Below are 21,267 nucleotides of genomic sequence, written 5' to 3' on the forward strand. Positions count from 1 at the left end.
CCGTGTGATTCCCCTTCCCCTCCCCTTTTCCCGCACGTCCGGCGAATACGGGAACGGGAACGAGAAATCGGCGCACCGGGAATTCCGGTGCGCCGACGAAAAGGTGCGGGGCGCGCGCTCAGCGCAGGGTGCTGACCGGTACCAGGCAGTGGGCCGAGGCCATGATCACGTCCTCGTCGCCGATGAACCCCTTCAGGGCCTCCTCCTCCACCGGCACCCCCGGCGCGGCCTGCGGCCAGGGCTTGGTGGTGAACATGAAGTAGACCTGGCCCCGGGCGTGCGCCGCGTCGGTCCACTCCGGCGGCACCACGCAGTTGGCGTTGAGGTGCTGCACCGTCAGGGTCGCGCTGTTGCCGGTGACGAGGACCGACACGGGGACGCTGGAGGCCGAGCCGTCGACGAGCCCGCCGCCGACCGGCAGCGCCGAGCGCTCCAGCAGGGCCGCCACGGCCACCTCGCCCGCCTCGGGGCCGGCCGCCCCGTCGCCGAGGGAGTAGGCCAGCAGGAAGGGCATGTCCTGTCCGTCGTTGACGTTCTCCCCGGCCCAGGCGATCACCGTGATGGTGCCGAGGTGGCTCGGGTCGAGCGGGGTTCCGGTGGCTGAGGTAGCAGAGGTCATAGCCCCGGACCCTAGGGGCGCCCGGACCGGCCGGACACCCCGCGTCACCCGAACGGCCCAGCGCCGGGCCGCCCTTGTAGCCCGTACGGGGACACCGGCGGGCGGAGCGTCACGCGGGCCAGCCGAGGACGAAGTACCGCAGCCAGACGTAGAGCGCGGCCACCGCGATGGAGAGGGCGGTCACCACGAGGCCGTACTTGCTGAACTTCCAGAAGGAGATGTGGTGTCCGTGGCGGGCGGCGATGCCGACCACCACGACGTTGGCGGAGGAGGCGATGATCGTGGCGTTGCCGCCGAGGTCGGCGCCGAGGGCGAAGGCCCACCACAGCACCCCGGCCTCGCCCGTGCCGCCGGAGGCCGCGACGATCTCCTCGACGATCGGGCTGACCGAGGCCACGAACGGGATGTTGTCGATGACGGCGGAGGGCACCACCGAGCCGACCAGCAGCACCATCGAGGTACTGAGCAGCTCGCCCCCGGCGGCGTCGGCCGCGGCCTTGCCGATGTCGGCGATGACCCCGGTCTGCACCATCGCGCCGACCATGACGAACAGGCCCGCGAAGAAGGCCAGCGTCTCCCACTCGACCTCCTTGACGACCTCGCCGGTGTCGAGCTTGGCGACGATCTTGAGCCGGGAGAGGCCCAGCAGCAGCAGACCGCCGGTGATGGCGACCACGGAGGGCTCCAGGTGGAGCCAGGTGTGCAGGACGAAGCAGGCCATCACGATCGTGATCACCACCCCGCAGACCCACAGCAGCCGCGGGTTGCGGATCATCTCTTTCTCGTCCAGCTCCAGCGCGGCCCGCGCCCGTTCGGGGTCGTAGCGGAAGGCGGAGCGGAAGAGGAAGCGGACCAGCACGCAGAGCAGGGCGATCAGCACCACCACGATCGGCGTCATGTGGAGCAGGAAGTCGTTGAACGACAGTCCGGCGCGGGCGCCGATGATGATGTTGGGCGGGTCGCCGATGAGGGTGGCGGCGCCGCCGATGTTGCAGGCCATCACCTCGGCGATGAGGTAGGGGACGACGGGCAGACCGAGCCGTACGCAGACCGAGATGGTCACGGGCGCCATCAGCAGCACCGTGGTCACGTTGTCGAACCAGGGGGACGGCACGGCCGTCGCCAGGATCAGCAGCACCATCAGCCGGTAGGGCTCGCCCTTGGCGCGTTTGACGGCCCACACCGCGACGTACTCGAAGACGCCGGTGTGTTGCAGCACGGCGACGATCAGCATCATGCCGAGCAGCAGGACGATGACGTTCCAGTCGATGCCCTCGTGCTCCGAGAAGAAGGCGTGTTCGGGGCTGGTCGCCCCGATCAGCAGCATGAGGACGGCGCCGCCCAGCGCCACCGTCACCCGGTGCACCTTCTCGGTGGCTATGAGGACGTACGCGCCGACGAACACCGCCACGGCCAGCCAGCTCGTGACCCCCACGACAACACCCCCGCCTGTCCCCCGCTCCCCCCACCCCGACCAGAACGGAACAGGAACTGCCCAGCACGCCCGACGAGGCGGAACGGGTCATGCCCATGTCGGTTCCCCCCACACTCACCCGCACCCCGCGACCCGCACCATGGGTGTCGGCACCCATATCCCGCCCTGAGTCACCCCCAAACCCGGAGGCGGGGGTACGGGGTGGGCCCCATGCGTACCGAGCGCCGGTCAGCGGGGCGCACGCGCGGGCGCCTGGATACGATCGGGACCATGCCGCAGCCGGCCTCCCCCGACCCGTACGACGCCCCCGGGCGCGCCCCCCGCTCCCCCGTCACCCGGAGGCGGGCGGTGGCGGGCCGGCAGCGGGGCGTGCTGGTCGCGATCCGTTCGGCGGTGGCGCTCCACCGGCTGCTGGACGTGCTGCCGGTCTTCGACGGCGACGACCGCGTCCGGGTCCGCTTCACCCTGGTCCCCGGCTCCCGCTTCGACGTCGACGCGCTGACCGCGCTGGACCGCACCGGGGCCCGCACGATGCCCTGGCGGGAAGCCTGCGCCACCCGGCACGACCTCGTCCTCACCGCCAGCCCCAAGGGCGACCTGCACCTGCTGCCCGGACCCCGGGCGCTCCTGCCGCACGGCGCCGGGTTCGGCAAGGCGCTCGACGACGAGGGCTCGGCGGACGTGCCCTCGGGACTGGACCCCGTCCACCTGCTGGCCGACGGCAAGCCCTGGGCCGACCTGCACGCCCTGGCCCACGAGGAGCAGGCGCTGCGGCTGGCCCGGCACTGCCCCGAGGCCCGCCCCGCCGTCGTCGTCGGCGACCCCACCGCCGACCGCCTGCTGCGCTCCCTGCCCGCCCGCGAGGAGTACCGCGCGGCCCTCGGCACCGGCCCGCGCCACCTGGTCGTCCTCTCCTCGACCTGGGGCCCCGAATCACTGGTCGCCCGCCGCCCCGGGCTCGCCGCCGAACTGCTGGCTCTCCTGCCCCACGACGCCTACCAGGTCGCGCTGGTCCTGCACCCCAACGCCCACAGCCGGACCGGCGGTTTCGACCTCGCCCGCTGGATGGCCCCGGCGCTGCGCGCGGGCCTGGTCCTGGCCCGCCCGCACGAGGAGTGGGCCGCGCTGCTGGTCGCCGCCGACGCGGTGGTCACCGACCACGGCTCGACCGGCCTGTACGCCGCCGCGCTGGGCCGCCCGGTCATCGGCGCCTACGACGGCGGCCACGAACTGGTCCCGCACAGCCCCATGGCCCGCCTGCTCGCCGAGACCCCCCACCTGGCGGCCGCCCGCGACCTGCCCGCCGCCCTGGAGGCGGCCCGCGCCACCGACCCGCGCGGCCCCGCCGCCCACGCCTTCGCCCACCAGGGCAAGGCACTGACCCTGCTCCGCGGCCACCTCTACCACCTGCTGGGCCTGCGCCCGCCCGCCACCCGGGTCGTCGACGCCCCGGTCTTCCCGGTACCCACCACCCGCCCCCAGCGGCCGGCCGTCTTCGCCGTACGCACCGAGGTCTCCGGCGACCGCGTCACCGTGCACCGCTTCCCGCCGGACACCCCCGAGCGCGTCCACCACCTGGCCGCCGAACACCCCGCGGCCGGCCCCGGCCCGCTCCAGAGCGCGGCGGTGCTGTGGCACCACGCGCGCCCCCGGCCCCTGACCGGCCATCACGCGGCGTGGACGGCGTCCGGCTGGACGGCTGCGGCGCTGGACGAGATGCCCGGCTGCCGGACCGCCGCCGCGATCCTCACCTGGGACCGTCTCCTGCTCCACCCGCGAGGCCGCGCCCCGCTCACCGCGACCACCGAGCCCCACCGGGAACAGGGCCGCTCCCGCCACGCCGACCCGACCGCCGTGGTCAGCGCCGTCCACGCCTGGCTGGCGGCCGGACCGCCGCCCGGCGCACCGCAGACCCTGCTGTGCGACACCGGGCCGGTGGCGGTCCGCGTCCACCTGGCGCCCGCCGAGGAACGGGACCTCGACTACGAGGTGTGAGGCGCGGGCAGACCGCCCTGGAGCGCCACGATGCGCCCCGCCTCCGCCCGGTACTCCTCGGCCCGCCCGGCCTCGCCCAGCGCCTCGGCCAGCTCGGCCAGCTCCCCGAGCGCGCGCACCTCTTCGGTGGCCGAACCCCGTCGGCGGGCACTCTCCAGAGCGGCCACCACGAGCGCGTCCGCCTCCTGGAGCCGGCCCACCGCCCGCAGGGCGCGCCCCAGCTCGAAGCCGGTGCGGGCGGCCATCCGCTCCCGCCCCTGCTCGACGGCGGCCGCGTGCGCCCGCTCCAGCAGCCCGACCGCTTCCTGGCTCTCCCCGCGCCGCAAGGCCACCTTGCCCTCCTGGTGGGTCAGGAGCAGCACGCCGTAGGCGTTGCCGATCCGCGCGTGGATCTCCCGGGAGGCGGTGAAGTCGGCGACGGCGCCGGTCAGATCGCCCGTCTCCGCCTTCAGCAGTCCCTGGAACTCCAGGGCCGAGGCCCGCAGCCGGGCCTCCTCGAAGCTCGTGCCGAGGGCCTGCGCGGCGTGCACCGCCTGCCCGAGCTGGCGCGCCGCCTCCTCGTGGCGTCCCGCCTCCCAGAGCGGCCGGGCCAGCTGGCACCGCATCCGGACCATCGCCGGCAGGAACTCCGTACGGTCGGCGGCCTCCACCCCGGTGCGGAAGGCCGCCAGGACCTCCCCGGGGTGCGGGTGGTCCAGGTAGTGCGTCCACAGCGGTTCGCACAGGCCCCACGCGTCCTCGTACCGCCCCGCGTCGAAGGCCAGCCGCACGCAGCCGGACAGCGCCGCCCGGTGCCGCTCCAGCCACCGCAGGGCGTGCGCCTTGTCCTCGAAGAGGAGGTCGCCGGCGCCGTCCTCGGTGGGGCCGGGCTGTGGGGCGAAGGTCATCCGGGACCCGGCGGCGGTACGGTCCGCGCGCGCCGCCTGCCGCCGGTACCAGCGGATCAGCGCGGCGAGTGCCTGGTCGCGCTCGGCGCCCGCCGGGTCGGCCTGGCGCAGCCTGCGCTCGGCGTGACCGCGCAGCAGGTCGTGCATCCGCCAGCCGTCGACGCCCTCGTCGAGCAGCCCGGCGCGCCGCAACTCCTCCAGCAGGTCGGCCGCCTCGTCGTACCCGCACCCCAGCAGGGCGGCGGCGGGCTCCTCGCCGATCACCGGGGCCGGGAGCAGGGGCAGCAGCCGGTACAGCCGGGCCGCCTCGCCGTCCAGGCCCTCGTAGGCGGCGTCCCACACGGCCTCGACCATGGGCAGGCCCTTCTCGCGCAGCTCGGCGGTGAGTTCCCCGACCAGCCGCGACAGGGGCCGCCGCCGGTACTTGCGCACCCAGTGTCCGGCCACCAGCAGCGCCGCGGGCAGACCGGCGCAGCCCTCGACGAGGTCGGCCAGGGCCTCCGGTTCGGCCGCGAGCCGCGGATCGTCGACCAGGTGGCGCAGCAGTTCCACGGCGTCCGGCGCGGGCAGCGGGCCGAGGGGCACCTCCACCGCCGCCACGTCCAGGTCGTACAGCGTGCCCTGGCTGGTGACGAGGGCCAGGCTGCGGTCGGAGGCGGGCAGCAGGGGCGCGACCTCGCTGCCGAAGCGGGCGTTGTCGATGACCACGACGAGCTGTTTGTCGCGGGTGAGGGTCCACAGCTGCTTGACCCGGGCGGCGAACGAGCGCTCCCGCCACTCCTTCTCCACCCTGAGCCCGGCCAGCATCTCCCCGACCGCCTCGGCCAGCTCGACGGTGCCCTCGCGGCGGTGGTCGTCGAGGTCGACGTGGAGGACGCCGTCCGGGTAGCGGCCGGCGAGGTGGCGGGCGACGTGGAAGCCGAGCGCGGTCTTGCCGACCCCGCCGATCCCGGTCAGCAGCGCCACCAGCGGCCCGGCCTGCGGCGCGTGGTCCTCCACGGCCCGCCGGATGCGTTCCTGCTCGGCCACCCGGTTCGCGAACCGGTGCCTGGGGGGCGGCAGTTGGAACGGCACCGCTGTGTCCGCCTCCGGGCCGCCGCCGATGTGCTGGTGCAACTGCTCGATCCGGCCGCTCTGGACGACGACGTGAGCCCGCCCGTCCAGGTGGTTGCGCGTCTCGTCCGCCATGAACCCACAGTATTGCCTCGCCCACGATCGGCCAGCAAGAAGCGCCAGACCGGTCAGCCCGGCCGCCCCGCCCCGGCCTCCGCGACCGGCGTGGCCGTCTCCCTCTTCCCCCGCGTACGCCGTTCCCGGACCGGGCTCCCGTGCGCCGCCACGATCCCCGCGACGACCAGGGCCGCCCCCAGCGGCTGGTTCCACGTCAGCTCTTCGCCGAGGAGGAGAACGCCGGCGGTGACGCCGACGACCGGGGTGAGGTAGGTGACCGCGGAGGCGTTGACCGCGCCCCAGGCCTGGACGATGTTGGCGTTCCAGAGGTAGGCGAGGCCGGTGCTCAGGGCGCCCAGGGCCACCATGGCGACGGCGATCCGCGCGTCGATGCGGGGCGCGGGCTCCGCCAGCCAGGGGGTGGCCGCCAGCATGAGGGCGGCGCCGATGACGACCTGGACGAAGGCGACGCTGACCGCGGGCAGCCCGAGCGGGGTGACGTACCGGCGCAGGTGGACGAAGGCGACCCCGTAGCAGGAGGTGGCGCCGAGGCAGGCGAGGACGGCGGTGAGCTGCCCGCCGGCCAGGCCGCCCGGCCCGATCAGCACCAGCACCCCGGCGAACCCGGCGAGGAGCCCGGCCGTACCGCGCCGGCCCAGCCGCTCCCCCGCCGGCGCGACCGCGCCGACCGCGAGGGTCAGCAGCGGGGTGGTGGCGTTGAGGATGCTCGCCATGCCGGAGTCGAGGTGCTGCTCGGCCCAGGAGAAGAGCAGGAACGGGACGACGCAGAGCAGCACGGAGACGACCGAGAGCCGCAGCCAGACCCCCGGGTCCCGGGGAATCCGGCCACGGGTCACCGCCATGACGACGCAGAGCGCCACCGCGCCCAGCACCAGCCTGCCCCACACCACCTGGGCGGGCGTCAGCCCCTCCAGCCCGATCTTGATGAACAGGAAGCTCGACCCCCACGCGCAGGCGAGCGCGACGAACTGGGCCCCGACGCGTACGCGCACGGCGGCATCCCCCCTTTTCTCGAACCGCTGTCTTCCCGTACCGCTGTCCGGTTCCGGTGCCTACTCGGCGGTGGCCGCGGCCGGAGTCGCGGGGGCCGCCGGTGCCGCGGGGGCTGCGATGGGTGCCACCGCGGGCGCCACGATCCGTACGTAGTCCGCCGTGACCATGACCACCGACCGGTCGAGCCGTCCCGCGTTGAAGGCGATCTCCTCGTGGGCGGCGAGGAACTCCTCGTCCACGACGACCGGCAGGGCGGCGGAGAGCGGCAGCGGCGGGATGGCGCCGACCACGCAGCCGGTGAGCTGCTCGGCCAGTTCGGAGGGGGCGAAGCCGCCCTTCCTGCCCCCGACGGCGGCCACCACCTTCTTCAGGTCGGCCCGCCGGTCACCCGCCAGCACGGCGAGCACGCCCGGTGCCTCGATGCCCTTCACCCGGCACACGAGCGCCTTCGCGCCCTGCGACACCGTGGTGCCGCGCACCGCCGACACCTCCTCGGAGCGGCCCTCGGCGGGGTGCTCGACCACGCGGTAGACGGCCTTCTCGCGGTCGAGGAGGTCGGTGATCTGCTCGAAGGGACTCAACTGCGGCCTCCCAGGGCCTCTCGGGGCGTACGGTCGCGGAGCGGGGCCGCGTAGCGCCGCTCCAGCCTGCTGACGAAGGTGTCCACGAAGGACGGCGGGGCGTGGGTCCAGGACCGCCAGTCGCGGGTCGCCTCGGCAAGGTACGACATGCGGCGCACGTGCCTCCAAGTCCCTTCACCCACGGGCGGGTTGTCGACCGGGTCGAGGTCGCCCGGCAGGTGGGCGCCGAGCGCGTCGAGGTAGTCGGTGTAGACGGCGCTGCCGAAGTTGACGCGGGCGACGCCCTGGGCGGCCAGGGTGGCGAGGTCGGTCCGCGAGATCGAGGTGCCGCCGTGCACGACCAGGGCGCGGCCGCTTCCGGCCAGGGTGGTGGTGAGGGCGTGGACGAGCCCGTGGTCGACCGTCGCGTACCGGTGTTCGCGGGCCGGCTCGGTGGTGAAGACCTCGTCCCACAGTTCGCTCTTGCGCCGGGACTTGGCGAGCCGGCACTCCAGCCACTCCCGTTCCAGCAGGTCGATCAGCGGCCGCTGGAACGCCGGGACCCGCTCCCGGGCCTCACGGAACACGGTCTCCAGCGCCGGCCCGGCCTCCTGCCCGTCGCCCGCCGCCAGGGCCCGGCGGGCCAGCGCGGCCACCAGCCGGTGCTCGGCCGCGTACCCGGGCAGCCCCGCGCCGGTGAGGCGCCGCTCGACGCGCGCGCACGCCTCGGCGAAGGCGTGCAGGTCGTCGCCGGTGGCCCGGTCGTCCAGCAGGGCGACGTCGGCGAGCGCCCGCCGGGTGGCGGCGAAGCCGTAGTCGAAGCTGTGGAACTGGCCGACGTGCGCCCCCACCAGATCGAGGTCGGTCTGCTCGACGAACCGGGCGAAGTCACCGGGAGTCGTCTTGTTCCGCTTCCGCAGCCCGGCCCCGTCGATGGAGCCGATCTCGCCCTCGACCAGCACCCCGTGGCGCCGCGCCAGTTCGGTGGCGGCGTTGGTGAACACCACGTTCTGGTGGAGCGTCCGCCCGGACCCGTCGACCATCACCGAGTCGAACCCGGCCTCGCAGGCGGCCTGGATCACCTCGTAGTCGTCCGCGTGGTCCAGGTGCAGCCGCAGCCGGGACCCGGCGACGGTGTTGAGCCGGTCCACGTCCTGCCGCAGCGACCGGAAGACCTCCCCGACGGCGGCCGCCGGCCCCCGGCCCAGACTGTCCGCGACGAACAGCAACGCCTCCTGCGGCGAGATCTCGCAGTAGACCTCGCGGCCGGTACGCGCCGAGAGCAGGGCGTACGGCAGCAGCATCGACGGGTGCTTCACGTTGAAGTTCGGCACGGCCCCGCTCCACCGGGCGGGCGGCGCCACCGCCTCCCCGGCCGGGGGCGCGGCGGGCCGCCGGTTCCGCAGCTCCCAGTGGTACTCGTGCCGTACGCGCCGCACCTCGTCGACGAAGCCGGGCAGGCCGGTGTCGCCGGGGGCCAGGGTGCGGACCAGCGGGCCCAGCGCGCGGGGGTCCAGCGCGCGCCGGTCCTCGACCATGAAGACCACGCCGAGCAGCGGGTCGCCGCGCCGCAGCGCCTCGGTCCTGCCTGCCGCCCAGGCCGTCGCGGCCGGCCCGCTGACCGGGAGTTCCTCGCAGACGAAGGCCACCGACTGGGCGGCCAGCGTCTCCAGCACCCGTTCGCAGGAGAGCCGTTCGTCGGCGATGACGGTCCGCAGCCCGAGCCGTTCCAGCAGCGGCCTGGCCCACGGGGTGTGCCACACCTCGGCCGCGACGACGGCGTGCTGCACCTCCGCATCCGCACGCCGCGGCCGGGCGACGGCCTCACGCACCCCGGGCGGCAACGGCGGGATCACGGCGCTCGCCTTGCTGGCTGTGCTCACCGGAACACCTCTCCCAGGAGGCGGGCGGCGGCCGGCGAGTCGACGTAGGAGTCGAAGGAGTACGCCAGCCGGTCCAGGGGGTGGTGCTGGAGCAGGTCGGCGACCTCGGCACGGACCGCCGCGGGCTCGGCCCGCCGCAGCACCACCTTGGCCACCAGCCGGGCCACCTCCCGCATCTGCGGCTCCCGCAGCCCGCGCCGGGTCATCGCCTGCACGCCGAGCCGCAGACCGTGCAGCCCGTTGGCGCCGGGCACCTCGATGTTGGTGGTGCGGATACCGGCCCGGGCCAGCTCCCCCAGGGAGAGCCGCAGCGCGTCGGCGGCCGACCCCGTGACGACGTGCACCTGATGCGTCTCGGTGAACCCGAACGACTCCCCGGAGACCCGCACCCCTTCCTCGTGCAGTCCGTGCGCGAGCGCCTGCGCGTTGGCGAGGATCTGCCGCGCGTACGCGTGCCCGTACAGGGCGACCTCCGACAACGCCACGTACATGGGCGCGATCAGCTCCGCGTGGGAGTTGGACTGCATCTGCGGGCACACCCAGTCCGAGACCGCCTTGAGCTTGGGGTGCTCGGCGTCCCGGAAGGCGATGTACGCCTTCTGCGGCCCGGCGATCGTCTTGTGCGTGTTGCCGTGCACGGCGTCCGCGCCCAGCAACGTCGGCTGCGGCAGCGCCCCGCCCGCGATCAGGGCCCCGTCGTGACTGGCGTCGTAGGCGAGGAAGACCCCCTCGGGCAGCGCGGCCCTGATCTGCGCCAGCGGCTGCCAGCGCAGCTTGAACGACTGGTCGAGGATGACCAGCTTGATCTCCGGATGCTCCGCGCAGAGCGTGGCCAGCCGGTCCACGTCGATCAGCAAGGTCCGGTCGACCATCGGCAGGTGGTACGTGTTGATCCCCGCAGCCCCCGCCAGCGACTCCAGCGCGAAGTGCCCGCCGTCCTTGTGCGCGAAGTGCACGAACCCGTCGCCGCGCCCGCAGCTCCCCAGCAGTACCGCCTGCTCGGCCACCGAGCCGCCGTTGGGCCGCCAGTCGAAGGTGGCCGCCTCGAAGAGCTGCCGCCCGATCCCGGTCAGCTTCCCGACCAGGGAGGCGTTGGCCCCCGAGTCCGGGAACGCCCACTCGCCAGCCTCGGCCGGGTACGGCGGCGCGAACTCGTAGAACCCGCCCTGGAGTCCGGCCCCGAGCATCCGCACCAGCTTGCTCGGGTAGTTCTCGCTGGCGGTGAGGCTGAGGTGCTGCTCCCGGTAGGTGTTGTCGAGCACGAAGTCCGAGGCCAGCCGCTCCAGCACCTGCGCCACCCGGTCGTCCACCCACACCCCCTCGGCACCGGCCGCGTCCTCGACGATGGCCTCCACCTCGGCCTCCACCGCCTCAAGCCCCACGGCCTCCGGCTTCGGCCCTGCACCACGATCTTGTTCTGCCACACGCATGGAACGACCCCCGTCGCATGTCGAAAAGAACCCAGAAGGAAAAGACGTGGAAAGGGGGAAGCACCACCACCGCCGCACGACACTGTGCGGAGCCACACACCGGAACAGGCCGGTCCACAGCCGCTCAAGATCTCTTACGCGTTTCCCCCGTGACCCCGGCCGCGAGAACCCCTCCGCAGGCCAGTGCCGCCCGAGCAATATACGAGCGGGGGGAAGGGGGGCCGCCAGATTCGGCCAACCCCCACTCCGCCAGTGAACGACCGAACCCGTCACCGCCCCGACATGAGCTCGCCCCGCCTCCTCGTCATCCACGCCTGACAGGCCCAGCGCGCCAACGCCCCCACGGCGAGGGAGACAACGATGGCCCCCCAGTCGATGACGTGCGGAAGTCCGGGAAAGAAGGCGAAAAACGCGAGCGCGCCGACGAGGCCCACGACGAAGGCGAGGATCCCGGCCTGCCGCCGCCGCACCCTCCACGCCTCGTCCTGCCCCTGTTGCTGTTGGTGGCTCATGAGGAACTCACTTCGTGATGTGGTGACACTGGCTCACACGCCGCACACCGTTGACATGGAGATGGGCGCACGCCTTGCCGTAACGAGGCAGGGTCTGCGGAGAGTTGTCCCGCATGGGATCGATCTTGCATTTGGCGTGCGTGGCGCCCCGGGATGTCCGGTACGTCCTGTTGTTGGTGTCGGCGTATGTGAAGTCGATCCGCCAATTGCAGAACCCACTGCCGAGAGCCCCCACGAACGCACAGTCGACGCCTGCGTTCTGGTAGGTGATCTTCTTCCCCTTGCCCCGGATGATGTGGGAGAACATGCAGCCGGTGGGGACCTTCATCGTCGCCCCGCCCACGCTGTACTCGAAGGTCTGGACGGGAGCAGACCCCACCGCCCCGGCCAGCGCCTGTGAGGAGCTCGTCACTACGAGCGCGCCGGCGACGGCCATCGCCGTGACGAACCTGGATACAAACTGTGTGGCCACGAACCGGGCCCCTTCCGATGGAGTGCTTTGGCGGTCGTAAAACCCCATCGGTGCGATCATGGTTCTGGCCGGTGAGGCGATTCACCACACCGAGTGATCAAGGGCTGACGCGCTGACCAGGGGGTTCGCGGTCACGCCTCCGAGCCTCACCGGCGAGTCCTGCCTCCAGGGGATCTACAGGAGTGTGATCACTGCAAGATCAGATCGAATGCGCCATAAGGCCGCCCGACGCGCCAGCTCGCTCATTCAACGGCGGCGGAGGCTGCGGCAGCCCGGGCTCGAGAAAGAAAATATCGGCGGCGGCCCCTACCTCTCTTGGCGGCCCCTACCTCTCTTTTTGGGCGCTTCGAGTTGCGCTCCTTGTTGCCGGAGCCAGCAGGTCATCAGGCGCCACTCCTCCGCATGCTTCGACTGCTCCAGCAGGCACAGGAATGCACTGCGCTAAAAACTACTGATGATCGCTCAGACCGGATGGCCAAAGGCGGTGTCCGCGTTCTCACCGCCCCAGCCGGCCGGGCTGCGCCAGATGACATTGACACGGAAAACCTGGCGGATGGTGTCCACGGACCACTCCTCGGCGGGTGGTTCGGAGAGGGCAAGGTAGAGACCTTCCGCCGGCGCGGGCAGCGTGTGGTTGATCTCCAGCAGACGGGTGGCACCCGATCGCAGGTCCGCGTAGGTGGATCGGCCTGCTCCCAGAGCCTCGTAGAGGTAAAGGCCTCGCTCGGTGACGCAACTGACGTCGATGACCGGGGAGTCGGCCGGCTGGAGGTCCGCCCAGAGGAGAGACGACTTCAGCGCGTGGCGGACCGCTTCGTGCTTCTTGCACATGCGATCGGCATCGGCAGCCGCTTCCAAAGCTCGGTGAAAGCCGTCTTTCGTGGTCGCAGCCGGTGGTGCAGCGGTGGTGTCCGCGGTGGTCATCTGCGCTTCATCCTTCTGATCGGGGGGCGTCGAGGCGACAGGGGCCGCGGCGTCGGAGTTCGGCTTCCTCTCCGTGCCGAAGCGCTCCTGAAGCTGTCGTCGTGCTTCGGCCAGGGGCCCTGCCCAGCCGGAGGCGTCCAGCGCCTCCGCGAGCCGGCCGGAGTCGAAGGTGCCCTCCTTGAGCGCGCGGTTGGCCGTAGCGGCCAGGTCGCGGAGAACGCCGAGTCGCTCGCGGTCCGGATCACCGAACAGGTGGAGGACGTCGACCCAGTCGGCCTGGTCACGCCGGAGGATGCGGTTGGCCATGCCCTGGAGTTCGGAGAGGCGGCCACGGGCCTCGGTGACGTCGACGTCGACGTCACCGTCGCCGCCGGCCAGCTCGCCCAGTACCTCCAGCGCGGCGAGGTAACGCCCCGCCATCCGCTCCGAGACGGGCGAACGTCCTCGCTGGTCGGCGGTGAGCACGGTCTGGGCGGTCTCGTTCGCGAACACCCAGCAGTCCAGCGTCTCACCGTGCTGTGGGGGAACCGATCCGTGGCGGACGTTGAGGACAAGCGGTCTGTCGAGCGCCGGCGACAACGGCTTGACCTTGTAGCGGCCGCCGGGGGCGCGGCCCACGACCTCGACCCGTACGTCGGTGCCGATCCGGGGCAGCCGTTCCGCCTCGCCACCCTGCGGACCGGCAGCCGGTGCCACCGTGTCCTCGGCGCCCCCGGAGCCTACGAGGGCCGCCGGCAGCGCGGCGGTGTGCAGCACGGTCAGGCTCTGGGTGCTCCGGGTGAGGGCCACGTACAGCTGGCGCAGCCCGGCGGGGCCGCGTTCCGCGAGGGTGGCGGGCTCGACGACCAGGACGTGGTCGTACTCCATGCCCTTCGCCTGGGTCGCCGCCAGCACGGACACGGCCTCGCGGTACGGCTCGGCGATGTCGCCGCCCTCGTCGATCCGGCGGCTGATGGCGTCCAGCCAGTCCGAGTCGTCCGGGACGATGACGGCGACCGACCGGGGGGTGCTGCCGTCGCTGGTCCGCACGAGTCGCGCCACGTGGGCGACGGTGTCGTCGAGCAGCTTCCACGGCTCGGTCGCCACCGTGCGCACGGCGTCCGCTCCCGCCTCACGGACGGCGCGGGGACCGGGCAGGTCCGGGGCGATCTCCCTGGCGAGCGGGGCGACGAACTCCATGATCTCGGCGGGAACGCGGTAGCTGGTGGTGAGCTGGGCGACGTTCCAGTCGCCGTGGTCGGAGAGGAGAGCCCCGAGCAGGTCCCAGCCGGCCGGGATGTGGGCGCCCGTGGCCTGGGCGAGGTCTCCGAGGACGGTCATGGAGCCGCCCACGGCAGAGCGCCGCCGCAGGGAACGGGCCTGCATGGGGGTGAGGTCCTGGGCCTCGTCCACCACGATGTGGCCGTAGCGCGGTGGGGTCTCGCCACTGATCAGCAGGCGCAGCTCTTCGAGGCAGACGTGGTCGTCGAGGGTCCACGGATCGGCGTCGGCGGTGGCGGCGCGGGCGCGCAGCAGGGCGGCCTGCTCGTCCGCGTCGAGGATGCCTTCGGCGCACTCCCGCAGCAGGTCCGCCGAGTCGTAGAGGCTGCGCAGCGCCTCCCGGGGGCCGGGGGACGGCCAGACGCGTTCGAGGAGGCGCTCGACCCTGCGGTTGCGTTCCAGGTCGCGACGGATCGTGCCGGTCTGCCCGCGACGGGGCGCGATGTCGGCGAGTTCCTGGAGGAGCCGGTCGACGAGAAGCCCCCGGAAACGGTCGCGCCGCTCCCGGAAGGGCCCGTCACCGGCGTGAGCCTGCTCCAGGAGGCCGAGGACCACGGACTTCGGCACGCGCAGGGTCGTACTGCCGGCGTTGACGACGATCCCGGGTTCGTCACCCTGGAACGAGGGGGCGGCGGTGACGGAATCGAGAGCCTCGGGACGGTAGTCGCTCTCGACGCGACGCCGCAGAACGGCCGCCATGCGTTCGTCCGACTTCACGAGGCGGGCCTTCGGGGAGTCGGCGCCGCTGACCTCGCCCTCCCACAGCCGGTCCAGCTGGACGGCGTTGACGTCCCGGGTGCCGAGGGTGGGCAGCACCTGCCCGACGTAGTCGAGGAACCGCTGGTGAGGGCCGATGACGAGGATGTCCTGGGCCTTGAAGTGCTCGTTGTTGACGAGCCAGGTCACCCGGTGGAGACCGACCGCCGACTTGCCGGTACCAGGGCCGCCCTGCACGACGAGGATGTCCGACGGAGCATTGGTCACCAGCTCCATCTGGTCGCGGCGGATGGTCTCGACGATGTCCCGCATCCGGCCACCGCGCGACCGCTGGAGCTCCCGCAGCAGGAAGTCGTCCGGCTGGAGCGCCTTGCGCCGCTGCCGCCGTACGACGTCACCGGGGGTGGGGGGCGGGGTGGGGACCGGCGTGGACTCCGGGGCGGGGGACGGCGTGGGCTCCGGGGCGGGGGCCGCGTCCGCCTCCTGTGCCGCGCCGTCGTCGGCGGCCTGACGCGGCTCCGGTACGGCCACGGGCGCGGGCGGCGGCACGGCCGGGGGCGGGGCAGCGGCCTTCGGCAGGGCGGAGATCTCGTCGAAGTAGCTCTCCACGACCCGCTGGACACAGCGGAGCTGCCGGCGCAGGACGACCTCGCCCGGGTCCTCGGGCCGGGTCTCGATCCAGGTCTTCGCCAGCGGGCTGGTCCACAACACCACCACCGGGTCGTTGAGGCTGTCCTTCACCCCACGACGCCCGATGTACCAGGGCCGGGGCTCTCCTCCCGGGTCCTCCGGCGCATCGACCCGGGCGAAGACCAGCGCCTCGTCGCCCAGTCCTCCGTAGGCTTCGGCCCGCGCCTCCGCGTCGGCCCGGTTGGCGATGCCGTCCTTGCCGCTCGCGGAGGCGGTGGCGGCCGAAGTACCGCTCAGTTCGGCCAGCTTGGTGGTGTAGCAGTCGTACGCGTGGTCCACCGCACGCTGCTCGCCGGCGAGGATCTCGTCCCGCGTGGTGGTGCTCATGTGCTTCCTCCCCGCAATGCCGAACGGCACCGCAACGGGCACCGGCCCGTTCCCGCTGAAACAATTATCAGAAACCGGACGGTGACGAACAGTCAGTGGACCAGTTCTCGGACGAGGTCGTCGATCTCTGTCCGCCAGGCCCGTACCTGGTCGTACGTGGGTCCGAGCTCGTACAGGTGGTAGTGGCACCCCAGACTCAGCTGGGACCAGAGGGCCTTCGCCCGTCGTGCCGTCTCCGCCGGCACGACGGAGTGCAGGAGGAGCAGCTTGGCGCGCCCCGTGGTGCGGGACAGCCCGGGCATCGCGGCTTCCAGCACCCGGTTGACGCGGATCTCCAGCGCGGTCCGCAGCGCGAGGCAGGCGCCGCGGTGCCGGCCGGCGGTGGTGGCCTCGGCGAGTTCACCGTCGAGGAGGCGGTCGGCGGTCAGCAGCAGACCTTCGACGGAAACGGGAGGGGCGGTGATCATGCGGTCACCTCCGGCTTGCGGATCTTCTGCGCCAGGTTCTCGACCTCCGTGACGAAGCGGTGGGGGTCGGGGATCGAGGCGCCGTGGGGATGGGCTCCCTTCTGGCACTGCTGGATCAGGGAGCATGCCGGGCTTCCGTAGCGGCGGCGCACCTCCTCCTTGACGTCGCTACTGCGGCTCACGTCTCCGAAGAGGGCGAAGGCCGCGACCTCCTGGAACCTCTCCGCGCTGTCGATCGCGACCTGGAGGTCGTGTTCCGATCCGCCGGTGCGGTGGTGGCGGATCCACGCGGCCTCCAGGAAGGCGTTCTCCAGGGCGATGCGGCACAGACCGGGCAGCACGTGGCTGTACGTCCCGGAGGGAAGGCCCCGGGTGGCAGCGATGGCCCGGGCGTCGCCGATCGCCTGCGCGACCGGGTCGTCGATGCAGGCGACCTTCACGCGAGACCCCTCACCCCGCGTCACCTGGAAGACCGCGGCCGGCAGTTCCTGGTCGGTGAATGCCTTCTGCAGACGAGGGTCGTGGGTGAACACGACGATCTGCCGGTGCCGGCCCATCTCGTGCAGCACCTGGGCAAGTCCGTGCACCTTGGTCGGGTCCATCGACTGCACGGGGTCATCGATGAGGAGGAAGCCGAACGGGCTGTCCGCGGTCGTGGCCCTCGGCAGGAAGAGGGAGAGCGCGAGGGAGTGCAGCTCCCCCTGGCTCATGACGTCGAGCGCGGGGGCGTCCTGGCCGTCGACGGAAGCCGCCATGACGAGCTTGCGGACGCTGGCCTTCTCGCTGCCCTTCAGGCCCACGTCCGTGAGGTCCACGTTGCTCTCCTGGCGCAGGCACTCCCAGATGCCCTGTGTGGCGTCGGTGAAGTGCTTCATGCGCTGGTCCCGCAGCTCGGCCGCCAGTTCCTTGAGCCACTTCACCGCCTTGCGGAGGTCGGCCAGCAGGAGCTTGTCCCGCTCCGTCCGGCGAGCCTTGTCCGCCCAGGCGGCGAGCCGGGTGACGAGCGCGCGCCACCGCTCGTCGCGCGTCTCCAGTTCGCGGGCCGCGTGCCTCCTGACGGTTTCGCAGGCGTCGGCGAGGACCGTGGCAGCCTCCTCGGCGGCGCGGACGAGCTCGCCGGGATCGGTGATCTTCCGGCAGTCGACCCACCTCGCCCACGGTTCGGCAAGGGAGTCAGGGATACCGGCCGGACGTTCAACGAGGTGGTGCAGGTGCCGCGTCCCCGCCTCCAGGGCGGCATGCGCGTCATGGGCGGTCTTCGCCTCCCGGCGCAGCTCCGCCACCTGCCGGGAAGCACGTTCGTACCACTCCCGTCCCAGCGCCCGCTCCGTCCCGCACGCCGGGCAGACGTCGCCGTCGGGGTGCCGGTCGGCGTGGGCGAGGGCCCTCTCCAGGAGGTCGGCACGCAGCTGCGCGTTCTCGGCGTCGGTACCGCGAAGGTCCTCCACGTCGGCGACGGCCTTCCGCAGCCGCTCGACGGCCTGCCCGACCTCCACCAGGTCGGGCCCCTTCACCCCGGCCTCGATCCGAAGCTCCGCGAGTCGGCCCGCGTCGGCCGGAGGGAGGCCGACGACGAGCGCGTCGATGACGTCGAGGTCCGGGGCCCCCGGGGTGTCCACAGCGAGCAGGGCCTGCACGGCGCGGTCGTCGTCCTCCAGCGCGTAAAGGGCCTCTTTCAGGCCCGGCAAGGCGTCCCGCGTCTCCTTCGCCGTTCCGGCGAGCGCCTTCTCACGCGCACTCAGCCCGCTGATCGCGCTGGACAGCAACTCCGTGCCGAGGATGGTGGCGATCGCGTCGTACCGCTGCGACGGCTTGCCGGTGAGCATGAGGTCCAGGTCGGTGTAGGAGAGGAACGGCCGGTGATCGGCGAGAGCCGTGCCCCAGCCGGCGTCGGCCACGGGGACGGTGCCGTGACCGGGTCGCCTGAAGCTGGCTTCGGAGCTGCCGAACTCCTCGCTCGTCCAAGCGCGGGTGAGGGTACTGGGGCCGGTGTCACCCTCGATCGCGAGCTTCAGCTCGATCTTGGGGTTTTCGGCGTTGTGGAGGTTGGCCCAGTGGCCGCCGCCCGTGGCGTCCTGGCCCGGCCGGTGGGCCCGGGTGCCGGTGAAGCCGACCTCGATGGCGTCGGCGAGGCTGGACTTGCCGGAACCGTTACGGCCCACGACGAGGTTGACACCCGGGCGGGGGCTGAGGGCCAGCCGGGCGCGCGGGCCGATGCCGCGGAAGCCGTTGACGGCTACGGAGTCGAGGTAGACGCGGGCGAGCGGGGAGGTCCCCCGCGCCTCGTTCTCGCCCAGCGCCTCCCTCACAAGCGCCTTCACCGGCTCGGGGAGTGACGCCTCACCCAGCCGGGCCCGCACCAGACCGGCCAAGGACAGGGTCTGGCCGACAGGGTTCTGCGCGAGGGGGCCGGTGGGCTCGTCCGCGTTCTGCTGGGGCTGTTCCGTCACGGTCATGTGCTGTCTCCCGGGAGCCGGATGGCGCTTGTTCGGAGGATGGGCCGGACACCGGCGCGCGATCGGTGCGGATGACGGCGGCAGGCGCGTCGGGTGGGGGCTTCCACAGTGGGGCAACGCAGCCAGAGCCACGCTTCCACTCGGAACCGTGACTAGATAAGCATGTCACTGAAAGCATCGTCAAACGTCGTGACTGATTTGACGACCGTTGTAGTGTGTTAACCATCCCTGACCGACGGGCCCGAGAGGTGCGGAACCCCACGCCATGCCCCAGCAGCCACCAGCCCGACCAGCGCCCTCAGCGCATGTGACGGCCGCCGAAATCTCCCGTATCGCGGGGGTCACACGCGCCACCGTCAGCAACTGGCGCCGCCGCCACGAGGACTTCCCCGCTCCCAGCGCGGGCACGGAGACCAGCCCGCTCTACGATCTGTCGGCCGTCCAGACATGGCTGCGGGGACGCGGGCACACCTCCGCAGCCTCCCCGGCCGAGGAACTGCGCACAGCGCTCCGGCTGCGGGGGCCCGGCTCGGGAGTGGCCGCGCGCCTGTTCCCGCTGGCGGCTGCCGCGTCCCGCCACACACCGGAGGAGCTCGCCGACCTCGCCGCGCTCCCCGACGACCAGTTGATCGCCCGGGCGGCGAAGAGCGCGGACGAGCTCTCGGCCACCGTGCCCGAGGCCGAGAGGGTCCGCTTCGGTCCGGACGAGGCGGACGCGGTCCGCGCGCTGCTGGGCTGCCTCCGTGAGGCGGGACCCCAGGCAGCCGTCGACGTTCTCGCCGAACGTGAACTGGACGAGGAGGCCGCCAGCGGCGTCTACCAGACACCGGAGGAGCTCGCCCTGCTCATGGCACGGCTCCTGCCCCCCGACTCCACCCGCGTCCTTGATCCCGCCTGCGGCAGCGGCACCCTCCTGGCCGCCGCCGCCCGGCAGGGCGCGCGGGAGCTGTTCGGGCAGGACTCGCTTCCCGTCCAGGGCCGGCGCACCGCGGTCCGGCTGCTGCTCGCCGCGCCCGAGGCCGAGACGGCGATCCGTGTCGGCGACAGCCTGCGCGACGACGCCTTCCCCGACGTCACCGTGGACTCCGTCCTGTGCAACCCGCCGTTCGCCGACCGGGACTGGGGTCACGACGAGCTGGCCTACGACCCGAGGTGGGCGTACGGACTTCCGCCACGCTTCGAGTCCGAACTGGCCTGGGTCCAGCACGCCCTCGCGCACCTGGAGCCCGGGGGCCACGCGGTCATGCTCCTCCCGCCCGCGCTCGCCTTCCGCTCCTCCGGCCGGCGCGTCCGCGCGGAACTCATCCGCGGCGGAGCCCTGCGCGCCGTCGTCTCCCTCCCGGCCCGTGCCGCGTACCCGCTCCACATCGGCCTGCAGATCTGGGTGCTTCAACGGCCCGAGCTGGGCGGCACCGACCGGACGACGGTGTTGTTCGTCGACGGGGAGAGCGAGCAGCGGGACGGTGCCCCGGGCACGGCGTCCGCCGCCTCCGTCGACTGGCGGGAGCTGACCGACCGGGTCCTGGGCCAGTGGGCCGCGTTCACCAGCGCTCCCGACACCTACGCCGACGAGCCCGGCGTCGCCCGTGCGGTGCCGTTCGTCGACCTGCTCGACGACGTCGTCGACGTCACCCCGGCGCGCCATGTCCGGGCGACCGCGGCCGACATCGACCCGACCGCCATGGCCCGCCGCGTCGACGACCTGCACGAGCAACTGGCCGGGGAGGTCGCCGGACTGGCGGCCTCTGCCGCCTCCGGCGGGTGGCGCCCTGCCGGGGTCTCGGCTCGTCAGTGGCGTACGGCGACCGTCTCCGACCTGGCGCGCGGCGGAGCCGTGACCGTGCTACGCGCGGCGACGCCCGGCGCACGAGGCTCCAAGGGCTCAAGCACCCCCGCCCTGGAGCAGCCGGTCCTCGCCGCCCGCGACATCGCGGCCGGCAGCCCGCCGTCCGGCACGGCTGCCGACATCCATGCGGACGCCGCGCAAACCGTGGCCGCCGGCGACGTTCTCGTACGCGCCGTCGCGGGTGGCGGCGACGCCGCCGCGATGACCCGGGTGGCCGACGACCGGGACGCCGGAGCCCTGCTGGGTCAGCACATCCACCTCCTGCGCCCCGATCCCGCCCGTCTCGACCCGTGGTTCCTCGCCGGGTTCCTCGGCGCCGAGGACAACATCGCTTCGGCGTCGACCGGCAGCACCCAGGTGCATGTCACACCGGGCCGGCTGCGCGTACCCCTGCTGCCCGTGGAGGAACAGCGGCGCTACGGCGAGGCGTTCCGCCGTGTGCACGAACTGCGCGCCGCCGTCCGCCGGACCGCCGACCTCGCCGCCGACACGGCGGCCACCCTGACCACCGGTCTCACCGCCGGCGTACTCCTGCCACCGGACGTCCCGGACGGCACGAAACCCACGGACCGGCCGGACAGCGGTTCCGCCTGAAAGCACCAC

The 21,267-nt window shown here is 72.9% G+C and carries 14 protein-coding genes; 2 read left to right on the plus strand and 12 right to left on the minus strand.

Features of this window, described 5'->3' with window-relative positions:
- Positions 1-118: 118 nt before the first annotated feature.
- Positions 119-619, minus strand: a complete 501-nt coding sequence (locus OIM89_RS11455) for a DUF5949 family protein (RefSeq protein ID WP_047142403.1) — start codon at positions 617-619, stop codon at positions 119-121.
- 109 nt (positions 620-728) lie between these two features.
- Positions 729-2,054 (minus strand): SLC13 family permease, encoded by a 1,326-nt coding sequence (locus OIM89_RS11460; RefSeq protein ID WP_030697828.1) that lies wholly within the window; start codon positions 2,052-2,054, stop codon positions 729-731.
- A gap of 348 nt (positions 2,055-2,402) precedes the next feature.
- Between OIM89_RS11460 and OIM89_RS11465 the strand changes: the two genes are divergently transcribed.
- Positions 2,403-4,049, plus strand: a complete 1,647-nt coding sequence (locus OIM89_RS11465) for a translation initiation factor 2 (RefSeq protein ID WP_319802338.1) — start codon at positions 2,403-2,405, stop codon at positions 4,047-4,049.
- Here OIM89_RS11465 and OIM89_RS11470 read toward each other — a convergent pair.
- The 10 genes from OIM89_RS11470 to OIM89_RS11515 form a co-directional block, all read right to left on the minus strand.
- Positions 4,037-6,124 (minus strand): hypothetical protein, encoded by a 2,088-nt coding sequence (locus tag OIM89_RS11470; protein ID WP_264491223.1) that lies wholly within the window; start codon positions 6,122-6,124, stop codon positions 4,037-4,039. The two genes, OIM89_RS11465 and OIM89_RS11470, sit on opposite strands and share 13 nt — an antisense overlap.
- Positions 6,125-6,177: 53 nt before the next feature.
- Entirely contained in the window at positions 6,178-7,119 is a 942-nt protein-coding gene (locus OIM89_RS11475; protein WP_151168395.1) for a DMT family transporter, read from the minus strand.
- A gap of 60 nt (positions 7,120-7,179) precedes the next feature.
- Positions 7,180-7,701: a YbaK/EbsC family protein gene (locus tag OIM89_RS11480; RefSeq protein ID WP_264491224.1), complete on the minus strand. Its 522-nt coding sequence runs from the start codon at positions 7,699-7,701 to the stop codon at positions 7,180-7,182.
- Positions 7,698-9,563: a class II fructose-bisphosphate aldolase gene (locus OIM89_RS11485; protein WP_264491225.1), complete on the minus strand. Its 1,866-nt coding sequence runs from the start codon at positions 9,561-9,563 to the stop codon at positions 7,698-7,700. Before OIM89_RS11485 ends, OIM89_RS11480 begins: the two co-directional genes overlap by 4 nt.
- Positions 9,560-10,945, minus strand: a complete 1,386-nt coding sequence (locus OIM89_RS11490; RefSeq protein ID WP_264491226.1) for a hypothetical protein — start codon at positions 10,943-10,945, stop codon at positions 9,560-9,562. The genes OIM89_RS11485 and OIM89_RS11490 overlap by 4 nt, the downstream gene beginning before the upstream one ends.
- 317 nt (positions 10,946-11,262) lie before the next feature.
- Positions 11,263-11,505 carry a hypothetical protein gene (locus OIM89_RS11495; protein WP_030697835.1) on the minus strand — a complete coding sequence of 81 codons (243 nt, stop codon included), beginning with the start codon at positions 11,503-11,505 and terminating at the stop codon, positions 11,263-11,265.
- Positions 11,506-11,512: 7 nt separating this feature from the next.
- Positions 11,513-12,025: a hypothetical protein gene (locus tag OIM89_RS11500; protein ID WP_264491227.1), complete on the minus strand. Its 513-nt coding sequence runs from the start codon at positions 12,023-12,025 to the stop codon at positions 11,513-11,515.
- 414 nt (positions 12,026-12,439) lie between these two features.
- Positions 12,440-15,895 carry an ATP-binding domain-containing protein gene (locus OIM89_RS11505; protein WP_264491228.1) on the minus strand — a complete coding sequence of 1,152 codons (3,456 nt, stop codon included), beginning with the start codon at positions 15,893-15,895 and terminating at the stop codon, positions 12,440-12,442.
- A 92-nt stretch (positions 15,896-15,987) separates the two neighbouring features.
- Positions 15,988-16,362, minus strand: coding sequence for a hypothetical protein (locus OIM89_RS11510; RefSeq protein ID WP_151168400.1), 375 nt, complete (start codon positions 16,360-16,362; stop codon positions 15,988-15,990).
- A complete protein-coding gene (locus OIM89_RS11515) occupies positions 16,359-18,818 on the minus strand; it encodes an AAA family ATPase (RefSeq protein WP_264491229.1) in 2,460 nt (819 codons plus the stop codon). Before OIM89_RS11515 ends, OIM89_RS11510 begins: the two co-directional genes overlap by 4 nt.
- 307 nt (positions 18,819-19,125) lie before the next feature.
- On the opposite strand from OIM89_RS11515, the gene OIM89_RS11520 reads away from it, so the two are divergent.
- Positions 19,126-21,258, plus strand: coding sequence for an N-6 DNA methylase (locus OIM89_RS11520; protein WP_264491230.1), 2,133 nt, complete (start codon positions 19,126-19,128; stop codon positions 21,256-21,258).
- Positions 21,259-21,267: the final 9 nt, after the last annotated feature.

Origin of the sequence: Streptomyces sp. BI87, assembly GCF_025957665.1 — a bacterium.
Lineage (GTDB): Bacteria > Actinomycetota > Actinomycetes > Streptomycetales > Streptomycetaceae > Streptomyces > Streptomyces albidoflavus.

Coding starts and splice junctions, on each gene's coding strand:
- OIM89_RS11455 (WP_047142403.1), bottom strand. CDS start 619: ATGACCTCTGCTACCTCAGCCACCGGAACCCCGCTCGACCCGAGCCAC.
- OIM89_RS11470 (WP_264491223.1), bottom strand. CDS start 6,124: ATGGCGGACGAGACGCGCAACCACCTGGACGGGCGGGCTCACGTCGTC.
- OIM89_RS11495 (WP_030697835.1), bottom strand. CDS start 11,505: ATGAGCCACCAACAGCAACAGGGGCAGGACGAGGCGTGGAGGGTGCGG.
- OIM89_RS11500 (WP_264491227.1), bottom strand. CDS start 12,025: ATGGGGTTTTACGACCGCCAAAGCACTCCATCGGAAGGGGCCCGGTTC.
- OIM89_RS11505 (WP_264491228.1), bottom strand. CDS start 15,895: ATGAGCACCACCACGCGGGACGAGATCCTCGCCGGCGAGCAGCGTGCG.
- OIM89_RS11510 (WP_151168400.1), bottom strand. CDS start 16,362: ATGATCACCGCCCCTCCCGTTTCCGTCGAAGGTCTGCTGCTGACCGCC.
- OIM89_RS11515 (WP_264491229.1), bottom strand. CDS start 18,818: ATGACCGTGACGGAACAGCCCCAGCAGAACGCGGACGAGCCCACCGGC.